This is a genomic window from Variovorax sp. GW531-E2 (assembly GCF_059423125.1).
This window is the reverse complement of sequence record NZ_JBWKXQ010000068.1, coordinates 18,445-38,493: the sequence shown is the minus strand read 5'-3', so window position 1 is coordinate 38,493 and position 20,049 is coordinate 18,445. Positions and strand designations below refer to the sequence as shown.

Below are 20,049 nucleotides of genomic sequence, written 5' to 3'. Positions count from 1 at the left end.
CCCTCCGCCGCAGCGACCGTGATTCCCCCCGCCCCCGCGCGCTGGAAGCTCTGCGACATCGACGCCCTGCTGCGCGCCGGCGATTACGCCGCGCTCGACCAGCGACTCGACGACGCGCTGGCCGCCAGCTTTCAAGACCGAGACGAGGAAGAGCGCTACTACGGCGCCTTGCCCGACGACCTGGCCGGCTGCACCGCGGCCGGCGCCGAAGGGCTGGCCCGCTTGGCCGCATGGCAGGCCGCCCGCCCGCAATCGGCCCACGCCTGGCTGTGCGAAGCGCACTACTGGTACCACTGGGCCTACGAGTACCGCGGCTCGGGCTGGGCCAGCACGGTCACCGCGCTCGGCTGGGAATGCGCCCATGCCTGCGCCACGCGCTGCGCCGTGGCCGCGCTGCGCGCCCTCACGCTCGCGCCCACGATGTGGACCGCCTGCGCCCTGCTGCTGCAGAGCACCTCGGCCTTCAACGAGCCCGACTGGCTGACCGAGCTGGTGCGCAGCGGCCGCTGGCCCGACAAGCCGTTGCAGCACGACTTTTCGCTGGACGACGACGAGGTCACCCGCGACGAGTTGCTGGCGCAGCTCGCGCGCTCCGGCCTGGCGCACGACGAGCGCGTCGCCTGCCCCGAGGCCGCGCCCACCGCCCTGCCCTCGCCCGTGCAGGGCCGCAAGGTGATCAGCGGCACGTCCTACTGGATCCACGCCACGCTGCACGTGCACCCGCGGCTGTTCTTCTTCATGCGCCAGTGCGTCTGGTTCCAGCAGCCGCGTTGGGGCGGCAGCCACGAGCGCGTGCGCGCCTTCATCGCCTCGCCCGCCTGCGCCCACCTGAGCGAGGTCGAGAAAGACCGGCTGCGCCACGAGATCTGGCGCGACGACTACCAGGGCAACAGCGTCGACAAGGACGAAGACCCGGCCGAAGCGCAGCAGCGCATGGCCGCCACGCGCCAGCGCGCCCAGGAGGCGCTCTACCCCTACCACCGCTGGGAAACCCTGCGCTGGCTGGCCGTGAGCCACTACATGCTCGACCAGCACGCCGAAGCGCTGGCCTGCCTGCGCGAGGCCGAGAGCCACCATCCCATCGACGACGACTACGCGATGAACATGGCGGTGCACGTCGCCCTGGAGCAGGACCCCGGCGGACAGTGGCTGGGCCAGGCCATCTGCAACAGCGCCAACGCCTACGAATGCAACACCGCGCTGATCCTGCACGCCTACTGCAGCCTGAAGGGCGCCTTCGGCTTCGTGCCCAACGCGGCGACCGGCAACGCCTGGCTGGCGGCCGCGCGCGAACGCAACGCCGGCACCGAGAACTGGGACGACCTGGCCCGCGCGCTGTGGCGCGTGCCGCGCAACCAGGAAGCCTTCGAGATCCTGGAGATGGGGCTGGCCGCCGGCGACAAATCGTGCCTGCTCACGCTCGGCATCTTCCACGCGGGCGGCGAGCACGGCACCAAGGACCGGCAACAGGCGATGCACTGCTACGGCCAGGCGGCACAGGCCGGCAACAGCGTCGCGGCCTACAAGCTGGGCTACCTCTGCCACGACATGGCCTGGGAAGACGCCACGCCCGCGGCGCAGCGCCCCGCGCTGCAGGCGCAGGCGGTCGAGGCCATGCTGAAGGCCCGCGAGCTGGGCCACGACGACGCCACCGAGGGCGCGCTGATGTTCATCAGTGACCTGTCCGACATCCCCGTGCGCCACCGCCACCTGGACTTCGTGCGCGAGCACGCGACCAACGGCGACGCCATCGCCATGGCCACGCTGTCGACCCTGCTGGCCGACGCCAACGACAAGGTGCTCTACAACTACCGCGAGAGCGTGCGCTGGATCATGGGCGCGCAGGCCGTGGCGCCCGAAGACGAGTTCGTGGTGAACGTGACCAAGAACACCCACCAGGACGGCTTCCTGTCGTCCACGCTCTACAAGCTCACGCGCCGGCAGATCAAGGCGCACGAGATCCCGGGCGGCGACAACGCGATGGTGTGACCGCTAGCGGGACAGCGCAGGCAGTGCCTTCGCCAGCGTCTCGCTGAAGGCGCGCATCGCCTCGGTCTCGTGCGTGCCGCGCTTGGTCAGGCGAAAGAAGTCCATGCCCACGCGCGGCTTCAGCAGCACGTCGGTCTTCACGCGGTGACGGCGGCAGGCCGCCAGCGCGAAGGTGGGCATCACGGCGGTGCCGAAGCCGGCCTCGACCATCGAGATCAGCGTGCCGAAGAAGTTGAAGGCGGGCCGCTGCGCGTCGGCCAGTCCGATCTCGCCGAGCTGGCGCTCGATCACCTTCTGGATCGGGTTGCCGGGCGGCAGGCCGATCAGCGTGGCGCCGCGCAGCGCGGACCAGGGCGCGGTGCCGACCGGTTCGCCGTCGGCCGTGGCCTGCGTGACGCGCATCAGCTCGAAGCGCCCCACGGGCGTGCGGTCGAGCCCCGCCGCGGCCTTGAAGAAGAAGCCCAGGCCAAGGTCGGCCTCGCCCGCGGCCACCATCGCTTCCACGTCGCGCAGGTCGGCGTCGAAAAGGCGCAGCGCGACCTGCGGATGCGCCTGGCGAAAACTCGCGAACACCCAGGGCAGCAGGTGCGAGGACACCAGCGGCGTGGCCGCGATGCGCAGCGTCTGGCGTGCCGCGTCGCCCTCGGCGCCGAGTTCGGCGGCCACGTCATCGAGGTCGGTGACGAGCCGCTCCACCACCGGCAGCAGCCGGCGCCCGGCCGGCGTGAGGCTCACCATGCGCGTGGTGCGGTCGAACAGGCGGCAACCGAGCTGCTTCTCCATCTCGCGGATCAGGATGCTCAGGCCGGCCTGGGTGATGTGCGCCTGCTCCGCCGCGCGGGTGAAGTTGCCGATGCGCGCCACCTGCAGGAAGGCGCGCATCTGGCGCGTGGTCAGATTCATAAGGATTCATGATAAATCCATATCACATCTAAATTTCCCATATGCCTCGTTTGCGGTCCCAATACGGACCCCATGAGCACCGCACCTAACGAAGTCATCATCCTCGGCGCCGGCATCGGCGGCCTGACCCTCGCCCTGAGCCTGCACCAGGCCGGCATCGCCTGCCGCGTGTACGAGGCCGTGCCCGAGCTGCGCCCGCTCGGCGTGGGCATCAACCTGCTGCCGCATGCGGTGCGCGAGCTGTCCGAGCTGGGCCTGCTCGACGCGCTCGACGCCGTGGGCGTGCGCACGCAGGAGGCGGTCTTCTTCACCGAGCACGGCCAGCTCGTGTTTCGCGAGCCCGCCGGCCAGCACGCGGGCTACGACTGGCCGCAGTACTCGATCCACCGCGGCGACCTGCAGACCGTGCTGCTGAACGAAACCTTGAAGCGCCTGGGCCCCGACAGCGTGCAGTGCGGCCACCGCTGCACCGGCGTCGAACAGGACGCCGACGGCGTGACGGTGCACTTCGCCGATGGCCGCGCGCCGGTGCGCGGCGCGGTCGCGGTGGGCTGCGACGGCATCCACTCGGCGCTGCGCAAGCAGCTGTATCCGAACGAGGGCGCGCCGCGCTATTCGGGCATCAACATGTGGCGCGGCACCGCGGCCTGGAAGCCCTTTCTCTCGGGCGGCAGCATGGTGCGCGCGGGCTGGCTCACCGTCGGCAAGATGGTGATCTACCCGATCCGCAACGACATCGACAACCAGGGCCGCCAGCTCGTGAACTGGGTGGCCGAGATCCACGCGCCCCAGCCCGCGATGCGCGACTGGAGCCGCGCCGGGCGCCTCGAGGACTTCCTGCCCGCCTTCGCCGACTGGCACTTCGACTGGCTCGACGTGCCCGCGCTGATCCTGGCCTCCGACACCATCCTGGAGTACCCGATGGTCGACCAGGACCCGCTGCCGCGCTGGAGCCACGGCCGCCTCACGCTGCTGGGCGACGCCGCGCACCCGATGGTGCCGCGCGGCTCCAACGGCGCGGGCCAGGCGATCATCGACGCGCGCTTTCTCGCAGGCGCGATGAAGCGCGAAGGCGTGGGCATCGCGGCGCTCGACACCTACGACCGCGTGCGCGTGAAGGCCACCACCGACGTGGTGCTGACCAACCGCAGCAACCCGCCCGACACCATCCTGCGCGAGGTGTTCGAGCGTTCGGGCGGCAAGCGCGTCGAGAACCTCGACGCGATCGTCACGCAGCAGGAGCTGCAGGCGATCTCGGACCACTACAAGCGCGTGGCCGGCTACGACCCGGCGGCGCTGAAGGCGCGCGCGTCGTACCTCTGAGCGCCGGCCAATTCACAGATCAAGACGGAGACAAGACCCCATGAGATTTCTGACCCGGACCTTCGCCACCCTGCTGGTTGCGGCCAGCGCCGCTGCGGCCCACGCCTGGCCCGACCAGCCGGTGACGCTGGTGGTGCCCTACACGCCCGGCACCGGCATCGACCTGATCGCGCGCCAACTCTCGGCCCGCCTGCCCGCCGTGCTCGGCCAGCCGGTGATCGTGGAGAACGTCGCCGGTGCCAGCGGCAACATCGGCAGCGAGAAGGTGGCGCGCGCCAAGCCCGACGGCTACACGCTGCTGGTGCAGGTCAACACGCTGGTGATGAACAAGGGCCTGTACAAGTCGCTCGCCTACGACCCGGTGGCCGACTTCACGCCGGTGTCGCAGACCTCGTGGGGCACGCTGCTGCTGGTGACCAACCCGGCCACGCAGAAGGCGGGCTCGCTCGCGCAGCTGGTGGCCACCGCCAAGGCCAACCCCGGCAAGCTGACCTACGCCACGCCCGGTGTCGGCACGCCGCACCACCTGTCGATGGCGCTGCTGATGCAGGGCACCGGCACCGACCTGCTGCACGTGCCCTACAAGGGCACGGCCGGCGCCGTCACCGACCTGCTCGGCGGGCGCATCGACGCGATGTTCCTGCCGGTGCACGTGGCGCTGCAGCACATCCAGGCCGGCAAGCTCAAGGCGCTCGCCACCGGCAGCAGCCACCGCCTGCCGCAGCTGCCCGACGTGCCCACCCTGGCCGAGGCCGGCGTGACCGCCGACAACGTCGACATGTGGTACGGCGTGCTCGCGCCCAAGGGCACGCCGGCCAACGTGGTGGCGCGGCTGAACACGGAGATCGCCGCGGTGCTGAAGTCGCCCGAGGTGGCGAAGTCCTTCGAGTCGCAGGGCATGGTGCCCGCCAGCTCGACGCCGGCGGCGTTCGGCGCGCTGATCCAGAAGGACGCGCAGCGCTGGGCGACGGTGGTGAAGAAGGGGAACATCACCGCCGACTGAGCGCGGCGGGAAGCGCAGCGCAGCTACTTGCGCGCGGCCGCCCGGTACAGGTTCTCGACCTTCGGCACGTTCGCCTCGAGCTTGGCGATGCGGTCCGGCCCGCTCGGGTGGGTCGACAAGAAGCTCAGGCCGCCCTGGTTCTTGGAGGCGGCGGCCATCTTCTTCCACAGCGACACCGAGGCCTGCGGGTCGTAGCCCGCGCGCGCGGCGAGCTCCAGGCCCACGAGGTCGGCGTCGGTCTCGTCGCTGCGGCTGAACTTCAGGGTGATGAGCTGCGTGCCGGCGCGCGCCGCGAGGTCGCCGACCTGGCCGAGCCCCAGCAGCTGCGCGCCGATGGACAGCGCCGCGCCGGTACCGACGCTCTTGGCCATGCGCGCGCGGGCGTGTTCGCGCAGCGCGTGCGCCATTTCATGGCCCATGACCATCGCGACCTCGTCGTCGCTCAGCTTGAGCTGCTCGAGGATGCCGGTGAAGAAGGCGATCTTGCCGCCGGGCATGCAGAAGGCGTTGATCTGCTTGCTGCCGATCAGGTTGACCTCCCACTTCCACTCGCGCGCGCGGGTGTTCCACGGCAGGGCGAAGGGAATGAGCCGCTGCGCGATGGTGCGCAGGCGCTGCAGCTGCGGGTTGCCGTCACCGGCCAGTGCGCCCTTGGCGCGCGCCTGTTCGAGCAGCTGGCCGTACTGCTGCACGCCGGCCGCTTCGATCTGGTCGGCGGGCACGAGGTTGCGCGCCACCGAGGCATTGCCGACATTGACCTGCGCCAGCGCCGGCGCGCTCAGCGCCGCACCGGCGGCGGCCAGCAGGAAGGCCCGGCGCGGGTTCCATGCCGAGGCTTCGGAGAGGGCGGAAAGGGGGCGTTCGCATCGTGTGCACATAGGTGCCCGGATGATAGGAACAAATGGAGACGAGCGGGCGCGCCGATGTCCTCCATAGCTCATGGACAATCCCCCACTCATGTCCGCACCGCCCGCCGAACCCACCCAAGCCCCCGCGAGCGCCGCGCTGCCCTGGCGCGACGCGCTCAAGGTCTACCTCGAACCCGCCACCCTGCGCATGCTCGCGCTGGGTTTCTCGGCCGGCCTGCCGCTGCTGTTGGTGCTGGGCACGCTGAGTTTCCGGCTGCGCGAGGCGGGCATCGACCGCACCACCATCGGCTACCTGAGCTGGGTCGGGCTGGCCTATGGCTTCAAGTGGGTCTGGGCGCCGCTGGTCGACCGGCTGCCGCTGCCGCCGCTGACCACGCTGCTCGGGCGCCGGCGCGGCTGGCTGCTGCTGGCGCAGGGCATGGTGATCGTCGGGCTGATCGGCATGGCGATGAACGACCCGCGCCTGGGGCTGCAGCCACTGATCTGGTGCGCGCTGCTGGTGGCCTTCGGCTCGGCCACGCAGGACATCGCGCTGGACGCCTTCCGCATCGAATCGGCCGAGACGCGCAAGCAGGCCGCGCTGGCCGCCGCCTATCAAACGGGCTACCGGCTCGCGATGATCTGGGCCGGCGCCGGCGTGCTGTGGGTCGCGGCCTGGGCCGAGGTGGCGCCCGCCGTGGCGGTCACCGGCGCGGCGGCCTACCAGAACAGCGCCTGGAAGACGGCCTACCTCGTCATGGCGGCCTCGATGGCGGTCGGTGTGCTCACGGTGCTGCTGTCGCCCGAACCGGTGCGGCGCGTGCTGCCGAAGGCGAAGAACGCGGGCGAATGGCTGCGAAGCGTGCTGATCGAGCCTTTTGCCGACTTCATCCGTCGCTACAAGTGGCAGGCGGCGCTGATCCTGGCGCTGATCGCCATCTACCGCATCAGCGACGTGGTGATGGGCATCATGGCCAACCCCTTCTATGTGGACATGGGCTTCACCAAGGACCAGGTGGCCACGGTCAGCAAGATCTACGGCGTGATCATGACGCTGGTGGGCGCCTTCGTGGGCGGCGTGCTGTCGATGCGCCTGGGCGTGATGCGGGTGCTGATGCTGGGCGCCGTGCTCAGCGCCGCGAGCAACCTGCTGTTCGCCTGGCTGGCCACGCGCGGGCACGACCTGACGGCGCTGATCGCCGTGGTCTCGGCCGACAACCTGGCCGGCGGCATCGCCTCGGCGGCCTTCATCGCCTACCTGTCGAGCCTGACCAACATCAGCTACTCGGCCACGCAGTACGCGCTGTTCAGCTCGCTGATGCTGCTGCTGCCGAAGTTCATCGCCGGCTATTCGGGCGCCTTCGTGGACGCCTACGGCTACAGCACCTTCTTCACCGCCACCGCGCTGCTGGGCGTGCCGGTGCTGCTGCTGGTGGCGCTGGCCTCGCGCATGGCGGCCCGCACAGGCGACGGCGAGCGTCAATAGGGCCTGCGCCGGAGCTGTCATCTATAGGAAACAGCCGACGCAACCTGATACGCAACGCTGGTAGGCTGCGACATTCATTGCGTGAAAATTGCGCTTTCCCGCTTTTTCTTCTGTCGCCGACGCCCTTTCGCCTGTCGCCTGCTCCCACATCCATCGTGCCGTCCCGAATTTCTCCCCTTCAAATCAGTGCCTACACGGCCACCTCGGCCGTCGGCGTCGGCAAGGAAGCGCACGCCGACGCACTCGCGCACTCGCGCAGCGGCCTGCGCGCCAACGACTTCGGCGAGGCGCCGCTGCCGACCTGGATCGGCCGCGTCGACGGCCTGGAAGACGTCCGCCTGCCCGAATCGGCCGCGTTCTGGGACTGCCGCAACAACCGGCTGGCCTGGCTGGGCCTGCAGGCCGACGGCTTCCTCGAGGCGGTCGCGGCCGCGCGCCAGAAGTACGGCGCCACGCGCATCGCGCTGGTGCTCGGCACCTCCACGGCCAGCATCGGCGAGACCGAGCTGGCCTACACGCAGCTCGACGCCGACGGCAACTTTCCGCCGGACCAGCGCCGCGCGGCCGTCCACACGCCGCATTCGCTGGCCATGTTCGTGCAGCAGGTGCTGGGCATCGACGGCCCGAGCGAGACGATTTCCACCGCCTGCTCGTCCAGCGCCAAGGTGTTCGCCTCGGCCGAGCGCCTGATCCGCCTGGGCCTGGCCGACGCGGCCGTGGTCGGCGGCGCCGACACGCTGTGCGGCAGCGTGCTGTTCGGTTTCAACTCGCTGGAGCTGGTCTCCACCGAGCCCTGCCGTCCCTTCGACGCCGACCGCAAGGGCATCAGCCTGGGCGAAGCGGCGGGCTTCGCGCTGGTCGAGCGCGTGCAGGCCGGTGACAACGCCACGCAGCTGCTGGGCTACGGCGAGGCGAGCGACGCACACCACATGTCGACGCCGCACCCCGAGGGCCTGGGCGCCGAGCGCGCGCTCGACGACGCGCTGGCGCGCGCCGGCCTGGCCGCCGACGCCATCGACTACATCAACATGCACGGCACGGCGAGCCAGAAGAACGACGAGGTCGAGGGCGCGCTGGTGGCGCGCCGCTTCCCGGCGCGCACGCACGCCAGCTCGACCAAGGGCTTCATGGGCCACACGCTGGGCGCCGCGGGCATCGTCGAAGCCGTGGTCTGCCTGCTGGCGATCGAGCGCGGCCTGATGCCGGGCACGGTCAACACGCGCACGCTGGACGAGGGCTTCGGCCCACAGATCAAGCTCGAACCCGCGACGGGCGAGGTGCGCTACGCGCTGTCCAACTCCTTCGGTTTCGGCGGCAACAACTGCGCGCTGGTCTTCGGCAAGGCGGTGGCCGCATGAACACGCCTCCGACGCTCTACATCGAAGGCCCCGCCTTCTGGACCCCCACGCTGCCCGGCTGGGACGCCGCGCGCGCGGCCTTCCGCGGCGAAGGCGCGCTGGCCGATCCGCCCGCCAAGCGGCCCTCGCCGCAGGTGCTGGCCCCGGCCGAGCGCCGCCGCGCGCCCGACACCGTGGCGCTGGCGCTCGAAGTGGCCGCCGCGGCCATCGCGGGCGCCGACCGCCCCGCGGCCGACGTGCCCTGCGTGTTCACGTCGGCGCACGGCGACCTGTCGATCAACGACTACATGTGCAGCACGCTCGCGGGCGACCCGAAGATGCTGTCGCCCACCAAGTTCCACAACTCGGTGCACAACGCGGCCGTGGGCTACTGGACCATCGGCACCGGCTGCATGGCGGCCAGCAACGCCGTCTCGGCCTACGGCCACAGCTTTGCCGCCGGCCTGCTCGAAGCGGCCGTGCAGTGCGCGGCCGACCAGACGCCGGTGCTGCTGGTGGGCTACGACGCCCCCACGGTCGGCGCGCTGGCCTCGGTGACCGACAGCCGCGGCCTGCTGGCCGTGGCGCTGGTGATCGCGCCCGAGCGCACGGCCCGCACGGTGGCCAGCCTCGACTGGTCGCTGGTCGGCGATGCCGCCGGCACGGCAACGGCGCCGCGCTCGGCCGCCGCCGCCACGCTGAAGGACATCAACCCGATGGCCGACGCCCTGCCCCTGTTCGAGGCGCTGGCCCAGGCCCCGGGCAGCACGGACGCGCCCATCGACCTGCCACTGTCGGCCGCGCTGGCCCTGCGGCTGCACCTGCAGGCCGCGGGCTGACCGGCCTGCGCCCGGGGGCGGCGGTGCGTGTTGACACACGCAACCGCGCCCCGGTACGTCATCATTGCCGCATGGCGCCCACGCAACCTGGGCGAGGCGCTATGTTTTTCGCAGCGATCCAGGTTGACAGGGCGATGCTGCGTTTACCCAACTTTACGGAGCGTTCAAGCCCGCTTGCTCCCGGTGAACGACCATGAAGCGCATGAGCACCCCCCAACTCCTGATGATCGAAGACGACGCCCGCCTGGCGCAGATGGTGGGCGAGTACCTGACGCAGTCGGGTTTCGCCTTCAACCACGCCGGCGACGGCGCCACCGGCCTGGAGCAGCTGCAGCAGCACGCGCCCGACCTGGTGATCCTCGACCTGATGCTGCCCGACACCGACGGCCTCGAGGTCTGCCGTCGCATCCGCGCCCTGCCCGGCCCGCTGGCCAAGGTGTCGGTGCTGATGCTCACGGCCAAGGGCGACCCGATGGACCGCATCATCGGCCTGGAGATCGGCGCCGACGACTACCTGCCCAAGCCCTTCGAGCCGCGCGAGCTGCTGGCGCGCATCCGCGCCGTGCTGCGCCGTCGCAGCGAGAACGCCACCGAGGCCGAAGCCTCCACGGTGATGCGCTTCGGCACGCTGGAGATCGACCGCAACGCGCGCACCGTGTCGGTGGCCGGCGCGCTGGCCGACCTCACCTCCTACCAGTTCGACCTGCTGGTGGCGATGGCCGAGCGCGCGGGCCGCGTGCTCACGCGCGACCAGATCATGGAAGCCGTGCGCGGCCGCGAGCTCGAAGCCTTCGACCGCTCGATCGACGTGCACATGGGCCGCATCCGCGCGGCCATCGAGGTCGACGCGAAGAACCCGAAGCGCATCCTGACGGTGCGCGGCGTGGGCTACGTGTTCGCCAAGCAGCAAGACTGACCTGACAGGACCGCCCCGCGATGCTGCGCAGCCTCTACCGCCGCCACCTCTACGTCCGCATCTGGCTCGCGGTGGTCGGCGGTGTGGTCATCCTCACGCTGATGGCCAACTGGATCGTGCGCGTGGCCGCCGAGGCCGAGCGCGAGCGCCTGGCGCCGGTGCCGCGCGAGGTGGTCGTGCTCGACAGCCAGGACCGCACCATCGGCACCGGCAAGGCCATGCGCGTGCCCGGCCAGGGCCTGGAGTTCGATGTGCAGCTGAGCGACGGCCGCGACATGACGCTGCGCGTGGCGCCGCGCGAGCGCCCCACCGGCACCGGCGGCTTCGCGCCCTGGCGCACCCCGTTCGGGCTGGGCTGGATGATTGCGCTCGTGGGCGTGGCGGTGGCGCTGGGCGTCTACCCGATCGTGCGGCGCATCACCCAGCGGCTCGAGACCCTGCAGCGCGGCGTGCAGCGCTGGGGTGAGGGCGACCTCTCGGCGCGCGTGATCGAGGAAGGACAAGACGAAGTGGCCGATCTCTCCAAGCGATTCAATGCCTCCGCCGAACGCATCGAGCAGCTCGTGCGCTCCCACAAGTCGCTGCTGGCGAACGCCTCGCACGAGCTGCGCTCGCCGCTCACCCGCATCCGCATGGGCCTGGAGCTCATGGGCGACCAGCCCAGCCCGGCGGCGCGCGAGGAAATCTCGCGCAACATCGGCGAGCTCGACCAGCTCATCGACGAGATCCTGCTGGCCAGCCGGCTCGACGCCAGCGAGGCCGACATGGGCACCATCGAAGCCGTCGACCTGACCGGCCTGGCGGCCGAAGAGTGCGCGCAGGTGAACGCCGAACTCGACCTGGCCGAAGGCACCGACAACGCCACGCTCACCGTGCCGGGCGTGTCGCGCCTGCTGCGCCGCGCGATCCGCAACCTGCTCGAGAACGCCCGCCGCTACGGCGCCGGCGAGATCAGCGTCGAACTCGGCAGCGCCGGCGGCTACGCCACGGTGCGCGTCAACGACCGCGGGCCGGGCGTGCCGGCGACCTTGCGCGAACGCATCTTCGAGCCCTTCTACCGCCTGCCGGGCGCCAGCGAGCGCAACGGCGGCGTCGGCCTGGGGCTGGCGCTCGTGAAGTCGATCGCCGAGCGCCACGGCGGCTCGGTGCGCTGCGAAGACCGCCCGGGTGGCGGCGCGAGCTTCGTGATCTGCCTGCCGGCCAAGGGCACCATCGCCGCACCGCACTGACGCCCGCGGACGCGCAGGGACAAGTCAGGTTCGGGTGAAAGCCCCAACCTAAAATCCCGCCCCTATGCAGAGATCGCACATCGTTCGGCCCGCGGCCATGTTCTGGGGGCTGGTGGTGTTCATGCCGGTCGGCGTCACCTACCTGTCGGCCATCGTGCTGCTGCTCGCCCTGCTGGTGGGCGGCGGCTTGCGCGAGCGCTATGCGCGGCTGCGCGCCAACCCGCTGTGGTGGCCGGTGGTCGCCTACGTGGCGTGGACCTTCATCGTGCTGGCCGTGCGGCCGCACTACCCCGAGACCCCCTCCAACCTGTTCCACGGACTGCGCATCGCCTTCACCTTCCTGATGGCGATGGCGCTCACGCGCGAGGAGGCGCTGTGGGCGCTGCGCGGCTTCCTCTTGATCGCGGCGCTCAACATCGTGCTCATCGTGCTGCACTACAGCCTGGGCTTTCCGGTGCCGGGCGCGCTGCGCGGCGTGGTGATGGAAGTGGGCAACAAGTCGATCAGCAACGCGCTGCTGTTCAGCATCGTCGCGGCCAGCGCGGCGGTCTACGGGCTGTCGCAGATCACGGGGCACCGGCCCCTGCGCGCACTGGCGGCCTTCGCGCTCGTGCTCGGGCTGGGCGCCGTCGTCGCGCTGCCGCTCACGTCGCGCACCTCGGTGCTGGCGCTGCTGCTGGTGATTCCGGTGGTCTGCCTGCACCAGTGGAAGAACCACCTGAAGGCGCTGTCGGCGGCGCTGATCCTGGGCGCGGTGGTGATCGGCGCGAGCCTGTACCAGCTGCCGCAGCTGCAGCAGAAGGTCGAGACCGGCATCGAGGAACTCGAGAAGGCGCAGACCGGCGCCGTGTTCCACGGCAGCTGGATCATCCGCTACTACATGTACCGCGACACCGGCGCCATGATCGCCGACCAGCCCGTCGCGGGCTGGGGCATCGGCGGCTGGACCGACCAGTGGCACAAGCGCGGCCCGGCGCTGTTCGCCGACTCCAACATGCCGCACAACGACTTCCTCTGGGTGGGCGCGCAAAGCGGCATCCCGGGCATCCTGAGCCTGCTGGCGATCATGCTGGTCGCCGTCTGGCAGGCCTGGCGCCGACCCGACATCGCCGGCCGCTACGCGCTGGCCGCGACGCTCATCGCGCTCATCGCGTCGAGCGTGAACTCGGCCATGCGCGATGCGCAGATCGGGCTGGCGGTGCTGTGGATCGCGATGGTCTACCTGCGGCTGGCGCAGGAATCGCAGGACCCCGATCCGTGGCGCGGCCTGTGGCCCCGAGCCCGGCAAAGCTGAAACGAAAAAACCGGCCGCGAGGGCCGGTTTCTTTTTTCTGTCTGGCCGCTCAGTGGCGGCTGGACACGGTCTCGCCCGCCTTCAGGCGGTACACCGTGCCGCAGTACGGGCACTTGGCTTCGCCGGTGCGCGCCACGTCGAGGTAGACCTTCGGGTGGCTGTTCCAGAGCTTCATGTCGGCCTTGGGGCTGGGGCAGAACACGCCGCCCTGGTGGTTGAGCTCCTTCGCGAGGAGTTCGACGACTGCATTGGTGGACATGTTGTTCCTCAGACCTTCGTGAGCCAGTGGGCGTACTTGGGGTTCTTGCCGTTCACGATGTCGAAGAAGGCCGACTGGATCTTCTCGGTGACCGGGCCGCGCGCGCCGCCGTCGCCACGGTTGCCGATCTCGATGCGGTCGAGTTCGCGGATGGGCGTCACTTCGGCGGCCGTGCCGGTGAAGAAGGCTTCGTCGGCCACGTACACCTCGTCGCGCGTGATGCGCTTTTGCACGAGCTCGATCCCCAGGTCCTTGCAGATGTGCAGGATGGTGTTGCGCGTGATGCCGTTCAGGGCGCCGGCCGACAGGTCGGGCGTGTAGACCACGCCGCCCTTGACCACGAACACGTTCTCGCCCGCGCCTTCGGACACGAAGCCGCTCGCGTCGAGCAGCAGTGCTTCGTCGTAGCCGTCGTCCAGCGCTTCCATGTTGGCGAGGATCGAGTTGGTGTAGTTGCTCACCGTCTTGGCCTGCGTCATCGTGATGTTGACGTGGTGGCGGGTGTAGCTGGAGGTCTTCACGCGGATGCCGCGGCGCATGCCCTCTTCGCCGAGGTAGGCGCCCCACGACCAGGCCGCGACCATGGCGTGGATCTTGTTGCCCTTGGGGCTCACGCCCAGCTTCTCGGAGCCGATCCAGATCAGGGGGCGCAGGTAGCAGCTTTCGAGCTTGTTCTCGCGCACGACCTGCTTCTGGGCTTCGTTCAGCTGTTCCTGCGAGAACGGGATCTTCATGCGCAGGATCTTGGCGCTGTTGAACAGGCGCTCGGTGTGCTCGGCCAGGCGGAAGATGGCGGTGGCGCCGTCGGCCGTCTTGTAGGCGCGCACGCCCTCGAAGGCGCCGCAGCCGTAGTGCAGCGTGTGGCTCAGCACGTGGATCTTGGCGTCGCGCCAGTCCACGAGTTCGCCGTCCATCCAGATCTTGCCGTCACGGTCGTCCAGCGAGGGGGGGATCGAGCTCATTTCCTGATTCCTTTGGGAGCGGTGTGGGGGGGCGACCCACTGGGAAGTCGCAAAAGCTTTCGATTTTACGGCCGAGCCCGGAACCGGGTGCCCGACAATGGCCGGTTGTGCCAACCAGTGGAAAAAGGGTTCCCGTGTCCGTATTCAAGAACGTCATCGTCTATCGCATCGAACCTGCCTGGTCCCAATCACTGACCGAGGCAGAAGAAGGGCTGGCCAAGCAACGCTTCGTGCCTTGCGGCCCCTCGCAGGAAAAGTCCGCCGGCTGGGTCGAGCCGCGCGGCGAGGCCAACGGCCCGCTGGTGGAGTCCATCGACGGCCAGTGGCTGGTCGAGTACATGATCGAGAGCAAGCAGGTCCCGGGCTCCGTGGTGCGCCGCAAGCTCGACGAGCGCTGCGCCCAGATCGAGACCACCACCGGCCGCAAGCCCGGCAAGAAGGAAAAGAAGGAGCTCAAGGAAGACATCACCCTGGAGCTGCTGCCCATGGCCTTCACGCGCAGCGCGCGCGTCACGGTGTGGATCGACAAGGCCGAGAACCGCCTCGTGATCAACTGCGGCAACGCCGCGCGCGCCGACGAAGTGGTCACCAGCCTCGTGAAGTCGCTCGACGGCTTTGCCGTGGCGCTGATCAACACGCAGATCGAGCCGGCCGCCGCCATGGCCAACTGGCTGCTGACGCAGGAGCCGCCGGCCGGCTTCAGCATCGACCGCGAGTGCGAGCTCAAGGCCTCGGACGACTCCAAGGCCGTGGTGCGCTACGCCAAGCACGCGCTGGACATCGACGAGGTCAAGCAGCACATCACCGACGGCAAGCGCCCGACGCGCCTGGCGCTCACCTGGGACGACCGCGTGTCCTTCGAGCTGACGCACGGCCTGCTGATCCGCAAGATCACCTTCCTCGAAGGCACGGGCGACGGCGCGGCGGGTGGCAAGAAGGAAGACAACTTCGACGCCGACGTGGCCATTGCCACCGGCGAACTCGGCCAGCTGGTGCCGGCGCTGCTCGACGCGCTGGGCGGCGAGGCGGCGTTCTCGGCGGCACCGCCGGATGAAGCACCCAAGGCTGCGGCTACTGCCACCGCGCCTGCGGCGCAGGCCGACACGCCCGAAGAAGAAGACGCGCCGTTCTGAGGTTCTGAATCAGGCGAAACGCCCGCGCCGCCTTCAGGCCGCGGGCGTTTCTTCGTCGGCCGGCGTCTCGGGCCGCGTGAGCGTCCAGCTCTGCAGCTTGCCGCCGTTGAACACGGTGTCGACGTAGGAGCCGCCGGCATCGGTCCAGCGGTACAGCTCGGGCTGCTCGTTCTCGGGCGAACGCTGCTCGCCGAGCGCGCGCGTCATCGCGATGACGTGCATCAGCGTCACGCCGGGCTTGAGCTTGGCGTTGAGCATCACCGAGCTCGCCACCGTGCCGATGGGCCGATCGGCGGCCCGCTTGAGCACCTGCATCGTGCGGTTGAAGTGCATCAGCAGGAACATCACGATCGCACCGCCGGCGAACGCCACGCCGCCCCATCCGTATTGGTGCCAGGACAGGCCGAGGAGAACGACGGCCCCCACGGGCACCAGCAATTTCTGGAAATTCATGGGGCGCATTGTCGCCGCCCGGTGGAAGGCCCCCGCAGGCCGATGCAGTTGCCCCAGGGGTCGCGCACCTGTGCCATGTGCTCGTCGCCCTCGAGCCGCAGCGGGCCGCGGTACAGCGGCGCGCCGCAGGCCTCGAGGTGGGCCAGCGCCGCATCGAAGTCGGCGACGTTCCAGTACACGACCGAGCCCGAGGCACCGGCGCCGACCTTCGCGTCGGCCGGCACGAGCTCCAGCAGCACGCCGTGGACCGACAGGCACTCGAAGGCCGGCGAGCCGATCGACATCGGCACCGCATCGGGGAAGGCGTCGGCGTACCAGCGCAGTGCGGCGTTCACATCGGTGACGTGGACCATGACGGCGGCAATGGGCGGTGCGGTGGATTTCATTCGGCGGCAGCGGGAAACGGCCCGCGATTGTGCGGCCCCGACCCCGTCGCAGTAGCCGCCGTGGCTACCGCCGGGCGCAGAAAGCGGTACTCCCGGCGAAAGGCACGCGGTGCCGGGGCGGGTGCGGGCACATTTCGCCGCACGGGCATCTGCCCGGGCCACCGAGAAACGCATGAACATCCCGCGTTCCGTCACCATCGTTCGACTCACCCTTGCCGCCGCACTCGCGGGCACCGTCCTCAGCGGTTGCTACGTGGTGCCGCTCGGGCAACCCGCTCCCATCGCGCCGTCGCAGCAAAGCTACGCCGTCGCACCGGGGCCTGTGTCACAGACCTTCAGCGCGCGGCTCTATCCGTCGAACGCCGAAGCCGCGCGCTACGGCGCCGTCGGGGGCACGGTGACCAACGACATGAACGGCCGTGGCCACTTCAATGCACAGATCGGCGCCGAACAGTTTCAGGGAGAGGCGACCCGCGTGGCCGGCTCGCGCACCGCCGGGGTGGCGAACGCCACCGGCAGTCGCGGCGGCAACCTGAGTTGCCAGTACACGATGAACTCCGCCACCTTGGGCAGCGGCCAGTGCGTGCTCAACAACGGGCCGGCGTTCACGATGCACATCGGAAGCTAAGCAAGCAAAGAACACAGAAGGCCAGGGAAGGTAGGGAGGGTAGGCCCGGCGCGTGTCCACCGCGCGCCGGGCGTTTTTTTGTCCGTCCTACCAGTTCACGAGCTGCCGCATCTTGCGTCGCAGCTCGCGTTCGCGTTTCTGCTCGGCGTTCCAGTCGTCGCGGATGGCCAGCGTGACCGACAGCGCCATCAGCAGGATCACGAACGCAAACGGCAGCGCGAACACGATGGTCGCCGTCTGTATGGCCTTGATGCCGCCTGCGAACAGCAGGCTCAGCGCAATCGCCGCCACCAGCACGCCCCAGGTGATCTTGACGCGGGCAGGCGGGTTCGGATTGCCCTTCGTGCTCATGATGCCCAGCACCAGCGTCGCGGAATCGCCCGAGGTCACGAAGAACACGAACACCAGCAGCGTCGCCACGATCGACAGCAGCCCGCCCATCGGCATGGCCTGGAACATCACGAACATGGTGGTCGACACGTCGGCCTTCACCGACTCGACCAGCGGCACGCCCTGGAAGATCTCGAAGTTGAGCGCGGCGCCGCCGAACACCGAGAACCACGCGAAGCCCACCAGCGTGGGCGCGATCACCGTGCCCAGGATGAACTGGCGGATCGTGCGCCCGCGCGACACGCGCGCAATGAACAGGCCCACGAACGGCGACCACGCCAGCCACCAGGCCCAGTAGAAGAGCGTCCAGTCGGCCACCCACGAGCTGTTGCGGAACGGGTTCATGCGCAGGCTCATGCGCACGAACTCGGCGAGGTACGAACCCAGCGTGTTGGTGAAGGTCTCGACGATGGCAATGGTCGGCCCGACGATCAGCACCGTGAGCGCCAGCAGCGCCGCCAGCACCAGGTTGCCCATCGACAGCCACTTCACGCCGCGCTCGACGCCGGTGACCGCCGAGGTGATGAACAGCACCGTCGTCACCACGATGATCACCGCCTGCGTCCAGCGGCCGATGTCCGTGCCGAAGGCCGCGTGCAGCCCGCTGTTGATCTGCGTCGCGCCCATGCCCAGCGAGGCCGCCACGCCGAAGGCCGTGGCCACCACGGCCAGCACATTGAAGGCCGGCGACAGCCGCTGCACGAAGCGCCAGGGCAGCGCCTCGGTGGCCGAGCTGACCAGCGGCAGCGCCTTGCGGCGGAAGCTGAAGAAGGCAATCGACAGGCCGACGATGCCGTAAATCGCCCAGGGGTGCAGCCCCCAGTGGAAGAAGGCGTAGCGCATCGCCACGCCTGCCGCATCGGGCGTGCCGGCGATCACGCCGGGCGGCGGGTTCGCGTAGTGCGAGATCGGCTCGGCCACGCCCCAGAACACCAGGCCGATGCCCATGCCGGCCGCGAACAGCATCGCGAACCAGGCGCCGATGGAGAACTCGGGCTCGTCGTCCTCGTCGCCCAGCTTCAGGTCGCCGAAGCGGCTGAAGGCCAGGAAGAAGGCCAGCACCACCAGCCCGAGCACCACCCACAGGTAGAACCAGCCGAAGTTGCGCGTGATGTCGGCGAGCGCGGTGCTGAACACGCGGTCGAGCGACGCGGGAGACACCAGCCCCCACAGCACGACCACGGCGATCAGCCCGGCGGAGACGATGAGTTGCATGGGGGGTCTCCTGGTGGGGGGGGTTGTCGTGCGGGTGCGCGTCAGTCGAGCCGTCGCACCACGTCCATCGCTTCCTCGATGCGGTCGACCGGGTGGATGGTCAGGCCCTCGATCTCCTTCGTGCCCTTGCGCGGCGCGTTGGCCTTCGGCACCACGGCCACGCTGAAGCCCAGCTTGGCCGCTTCGCGCAGGCGCTCCTGGCCGCGCGGCGCGGGCCGCACCTCGCCGGCCAGGCCCACTTCGCCAAAGGCGATGAAGCCCTTGGGCAGCGGCTTGCCGCGCAGGCTCGAGGTGATGGCCAGCATCACGGCCAGGTCGGCCGCGGGTTCGCTGATGCGCACGCCGCCCACCGCGTTGACGAACACGTCCTGGTCCATGCAGGCCACGCCCGCGTGGCGGTGCAGCACGGCCAGCAGCATCGCGAGGCGGTCGCGGTCCAGGCCCACCGACAGGCGGCGCGGGCTCGGCCCGCCGTTGTCGACCAGCGCCTGGATTTCGACCAGCATCGGCCGCGTGCCTTCGAGCGTGACCAGCACCACGCTGCCGGGCACCGGCTCGGCGTGCTGGCTCAGGAAGATCGCGCTCGGGTTGGTCACGCCCTTCAGGCCGCGCTCGGTCATGGCGAACACGCCGATCTCGTTCACCGCGCCGAAGCGGTTCTTGATGGCGCGCACGAGGCGAAAGCTCGAGTGCGTGTCGCCTTCGAAGTACAACACCGTGTCGACCATGTGCTCGAGCACGCGCGGGCCGGCCAGCGCACCTTCTTTCGTGACGTGGCCCACCAGCACCACGGCCGTGCCGCTGGTCTTGGCAAAGCGCGTGAGGTGCGCCGCGCATTCGCGCACCTGCGCCACCGAGCCGGGCGCGGAGGTGAGCTGGTCGGAGTACACGGTCTGGATGGAGTCGATCACCGCGATGGCCGGTCGCGTGGCGTCGAGCGTGGCGATGATCTTTTCGAGCTGGATCTCGGCCAGCACCTGCACCTGCGAGTGGTCGAGCCCGAGCCGCTTGGAGCGCAGCGCCACCTGCGAGCCGCTTTCCTCGCCGGTGACGTACAGCGCGTTCTGCCCCGCGCGCTGCAGCGCGTCGACCGCCTGCAGCAGCAGCGTCGACTTGCCGATGCCCGGGTCGCCGCCGATCAGCGTGACGCCGCCCGACACGATGCCGCCGCCGAGCACGCGGTCGAGCTCGTCGAGCCCGGTGGGCGTGCGCGCGACATCGGTGGCTTCGATTTCCGACAGGGTGGCGAGTTCGGAGGCGCCCGCGAGCGACGCGAACTGCGTGCCGAAGCGGTTGTTGGCCGGTCCGTTGGCCGCGCCGGCGACCTGTTCGATGAGTGTGTTCCATGCCCCGCAGCTCGGGCATTTGCCGAGCCACTTGGGGCTGGTGCCGCCGCATTCGCTGCAGACGAAAGTTGTTTTGTCCTTGGCCATGCAGCGAGTTTAGGGGGCGCGGT

19 protein-coding genes are annotated in these 20,049 nt (G+C 69.8%); 11 read left to right on the top strand and 8 right to left on the bottom strand.

Annotation, left to right across the window (positions count from 1 at the left end):
* On the top strand, positions 1-1,989 hold a 1,989-nt coding region (locus AC07XP_RS27670), incomplete at its 5' end, for a DUF4034 domain-containing protein (RefSeq protein ID WP_495266472.1).
* Positions 1,990-1,992: 3 nt separating this feature from the next.
* Here the strand turns inward: AC07XP_RS27670 and AC07XP_RS27665 are convergent.
* Positions 1,993-2,892 (bottom strand): LysR family transcriptional regulator, encoded by a 900-nt coding sequence (locus tag AC07XP_RS27665; protein ID WP_307696491.1) that lies wholly within the window; start codon positions 2,890-2,892, stop codon positions 1,993-1,995.
* Positions 2,893-2,964: 72 nt separating this feature from the next.
* Here AC07XP_RS27665 and AC07XP_RS27660 point away from each other — a divergent pair, with 72 nt between their 5' ends.
* Positions 2,965-4,215, top strand: coding sequence for a flavin-dependent oxidoreductase (locus AC07XP_RS27660; RefSeq protein ID WP_495266471.1), 1,251 nt, complete (start codon positions 2,965-2,967; stop codon positions 4,213-4,215).
* Positions 4,216-4,255: 40 nt separating this feature from the next.
* Entirely contained in the window at positions 4,256-5,218 is a 963-nt protein-coding gene (locus AC07XP_RS27655; protein ID WP_495266470.1) for a tripartite tricarboxylate transporter substrate binding protein, read from the top strand.
* Positions 5,219-5,241: 23 nt separating this feature from the next.
* Here AC07XP_RS27655 and AC07XP_RS27650 read toward each other — a convergent pair whose 3' ends face one another.
* Complete coding sequence (locus AC07XP_RS27650) at positions 5,242-6,096, bottom strand: M48 family metallopeptidase (RefSeq protein ID WP_095743217.1); 855 nt, start codon at positions 6,094-6,096, stop codon at positions 5,242-5,244.
* Between the two features lie 61 nt (positions 6,097-6,157).
* On the opposite strand from AC07XP_RS27650, the gene AC07XP_RS27645 reads away from it, so the two are divergent.
* From AC07XP_RS27645 to AC07XP_RS27620, 6 genes are all read left to right on the top strand, one after another.
* A complete protein-coding gene (locus tag AC07XP_RS27645; RefSeq protein ID WP_495266469.1) occupies positions 6,158-7,552 on the top strand; it encodes an AmpG family muropeptide MFS transporter in 1,395 nt (464 codons plus the stop codon).
* Between the two features lie 155 nt (positions 7,553-7,707).
* Entirely contained in the window at positions 7,708-8,910 is a 1,203-nt protein-coding gene (locus AC07XP_RS27640; RefSeq protein WP_307696495.1) for a beta-ketoacyl-[acyl-carrier-protein] synthase family protein, read from the top strand.
* On the top strand, positions 8,907-9,728 hold the full coding sequence (locus tag AC07XP_RS27635; RefSeq protein ID WP_495266468.1) for a beta-ketoacyl synthase chain length factor: 822 nt from the start codon (positions 8,907-8,909) through the stop codon (positions 9,726-9,728). Before AC07XP_RS27640 ends, AC07XP_RS27635 begins: the two co-directional genes overlap by 4 nt.
* Before the next feature lie 193 nt (positions 9,729-9,921).
* The gene (locus AC07XP_RS27630) at positions 9,922-10,644 is read left to right on the top strand and encodes a response regulator (protein WP_062476797.1); all 723 of its coding nucleotides are present in this window, start codon (positions 9,922-9,924) and stop codon (positions 10,642-10,644) included.
* Positions 10,645-10,664: 20 nt separating this feature from the next.
* Complete coding sequence (locus tag AC07XP_RS27625; RefSeq protein WP_495266467.1) at positions 10,665-11,873, top strand: ATP-binding protein; 1,209 nt, start codon at positions 10,665-10,667, stop codon at positions 11,871-11,873.
* 64 nt (positions 11,874-11,937) lie between these two features.
* Positions 11,938-13,167 (top strand): O-antigen ligase family protein, encoded by a 1,230-nt coding sequence (locus AC07XP_RS27620; protein ID WP_495266466.1) that lies wholly within the window; start codon positions 11,938-11,940, stop codon positions 13,165-13,167.
* Between the two features lie 49 nt (positions 13,168-13,216).
* Here AC07XP_RS27620 and AC07XP_RS27615 read toward each other — a convergent pair whose 3' ends face one another.
* Positions 13,217-13,426: a zinc-finger domain-containing protein gene (locus AC07XP_RS27615; RefSeq protein WP_007836801.1), complete on the bottom strand. Its 210-nt coding sequence runs from the start codon at positions 13,424-13,426 to the stop codon at positions 13,217-13,219.
* A gap of 8 nt (positions 13,427-13,434) precedes the next feature.
* Positions 13,435-14,388 (bottom strand): branched-chain amino acid transaminase, encoded by a 954-nt coding sequence (locus tag AC07XP_RS27610; RefSeq protein WP_095949799.1) that lies wholly within the window; start codon positions 14,386-14,388, stop codon positions 13,435-13,437.
* A gap of 134 nt (positions 14,389-14,522) precedes the next feature.
* Here AC07XP_RS27610 and AC07XP_RS27605 point away from each other — a divergent pair, with 134 nt between their 5' ends.
* Positions 14,523-15,521: a recombination-associated protein RdgC gene (locus AC07XP_RS27605; RefSeq protein ID WP_489060260.1), complete on the top strand. Its 999-nt coding sequence runs from the start codon at positions 14,523-14,525 to the stop codon at positions 15,519-15,521.
* A gap of 33 nt (positions 15,522-15,554) precedes the next feature.
* Here the strand turns inward: AC07XP_RS27605 and AC07XP_RS27600 are convergent, their stop codons facing one another.
* Together AC07XP_RS27600 and AC07XP_RS27595 are read right to left on the bottom strand one after the other, a co-directional pair.
* Positions 15,555-15,983 carry a glycerate kinase gene (locus AC07XP_RS27600; RefSeq protein WP_495266465.1) on the bottom strand — a complete coding sequence of 143 codons (429 nt, stop codon included), beginning with the start codon at positions 15,981-15,983 and terminating at the stop codon, positions 15,555-15,557.
* Entirely contained in the window at positions 15,971-16,360 is a 390-nt protein-coding gene (locus AC07XP_RS27595; protein ID WP_167394955.1) for a VOC family protein, read from the bottom strand. The genes AC07XP_RS27600 and AC07XP_RS27595 overlap by 13 nt, the downstream gene beginning before the upstream one ends.
* Before the next feature lie 172 nt (positions 16,361-16,532).
* Between AC07XP_RS27595 and AC07XP_RS27590 the strand changes: the two genes are divergently transcribed.
* Positions 16,533-16,988, top strand: coding sequence for a hypothetical protein (locus tag AC07XP_RS27590; RefSeq protein WP_487848852.1), 456 nt, complete (start codon positions 16,533-16,535; stop codon positions 16,986-16,988).
* 87 nt (positions 16,989-17,075) lie between these two features.
* On the opposite strand, the gene AC07XP_RS27585 is transcribed toward AC07XP_RS27590, so the two are convergent.
* Both AC07XP_RS27585 and radA read right to left on the bottom strand, forming a co-directional pair.
* Entirely contained in the window at positions 17,076-18,593 is a 1,518-nt protein-coding gene (locus tag AC07XP_RS27585; RefSeq protein WP_495266464.1) for a BCCT family transporter, read from the bottom strand.
* 41 nt (positions 18,594-18,634) lie between these two features.
* Positions 18,635-20,026, bottom strand: a complete 1,392-nt coding sequence (radA, locus tag AC07XP_RS27580) for a DNA repair protein RadA (RefSeq protein ID WP_070063503.1) — start codon at positions 20,024-20,026, stop codon at positions 18,635-18,637.
* Positions 20,027-20,049: the final 23 nt, after the last annotated feature.

What these genes read in the sequence shown, in the direction of transcription:
- AC07XP_RS27665 (WP_307696491.1), bottom strand. Translation starts at nt 2,892, where the DNA reads ATGAATCTGACCACGCGCCAGATGCGCGCCTTCCTGCAGGTGGCGCGC.
- AC07XP_RS27645 (WP_495266469.1), top strand. Translation starts at nt 6,158, where the DNA reads ATGGACAATCCCCCACTCATGTCCGCACCGCCCGCCGAACCCACCCAA.
- AC07XP_RS27655 (WP_495266470.1), top strand. Translation starts at nt 4,256, where the DNA reads ATGAGATTTCTGACCCGGACCTTCGCCACCCTGCTGGTTGCGGCCAGC.
- AC07XP_RS27585 (WP_495266464.1), bottom strand. Translation starts at nt 18,593, where the DNA reads ATGCAACTCATCGTCTCCGCCGGGCTGATCGCCGTGGTCGTGCTGTGG.
- AC07XP_RS27595 (WP_167394955.1), bottom strand. Translation starts at nt 16,360, where the DNA reads ATGAAATCCACCGCACCGCCCATTGCCGCCGTCATGGTCCACGTCACC.
- radA (WP_070063503.1), bottom strand. Translation starts at nt 20,026, where the DNA reads ATGGCCAAGGACAAAACAACTTTCGTCTGCAGCGAATGCGGCGGCACC.
- AC07XP_RS27660 (WP_495266471.1), top strand. Translation starts at nt 2,965, where the DNA reads ATGAGCACCGCACCTAACGAAGTCATCATCCTCGGCGCCGGCATCGGC.
- AC07XP_RS27590 (WP_487848852.1), top strand. Translation starts at nt 16,533, where the DNA reads ATGAACATCCCGCGTTCCGTCACCATCGTTCGACTCACCCTTGCCGCC.
- AC07XP_RS27600 (WP_495266465.1), bottom strand. Translation starts at nt 15,983, where the DNA reads ATGCGCCCCATGAATTTCCAGAAATTGCTGGTGCCCGTGGGGGCCGTC.
- AC07XP_RS27615 (WP_007836801.1), bottom strand. Translation starts at nt 13,426, where the DNA reads ATGTCCACCAATGCAGTCGTCGAACTCCTCGCGAAGGAGCTCAACCAC.
- AC07XP_RS27650 (WP_095743217.1), bottom strand. Translation starts at nt 6,096, where the DNA reads ATGTGCACACGATGCGAACGCCCCCTTTCCGCCCTCTCCGAAGCCTCG.
- AC07XP_RS27635 (WP_495266468.1), top strand. Translation starts at nt 8,907, where the DNA reads ATGAACACGCCTCCGACGCTCTACATCGAAGGCCCCGCCTTCTGGACC.
- AC07XP_RS27620 (WP_495266466.1), top strand. Translation starts at nt 11,938, where the DNA reads ATGCAGAGATCGCACATCGTTCGGCCCGCGGCCATGTTCTGGGGGCTG.
- AC07XP_RS27630 (WP_062476797.1), top strand. Translation starts at nt 9,922, where the DNA reads ATGAAGCGCATGAGCACCCCCCAACTCCTGATGATCGAAGACGACGCC.
- AC07XP_RS27625 (WP_495266467.1), top strand. Translation starts at nt 10,665, where the DNA reads ATGCTGCGCAGCCTCTACCGCCGCCACCTCTACGTCCGCATCTGGCTC.
- AC07XP_RS27610 (WP_095949799.1), bottom strand. Translation starts at nt 14,388, where the DNA reads ATGAGCTCGATCCCCCCCTCGCTGGACGACCGTGACGGCAAGATCTGG.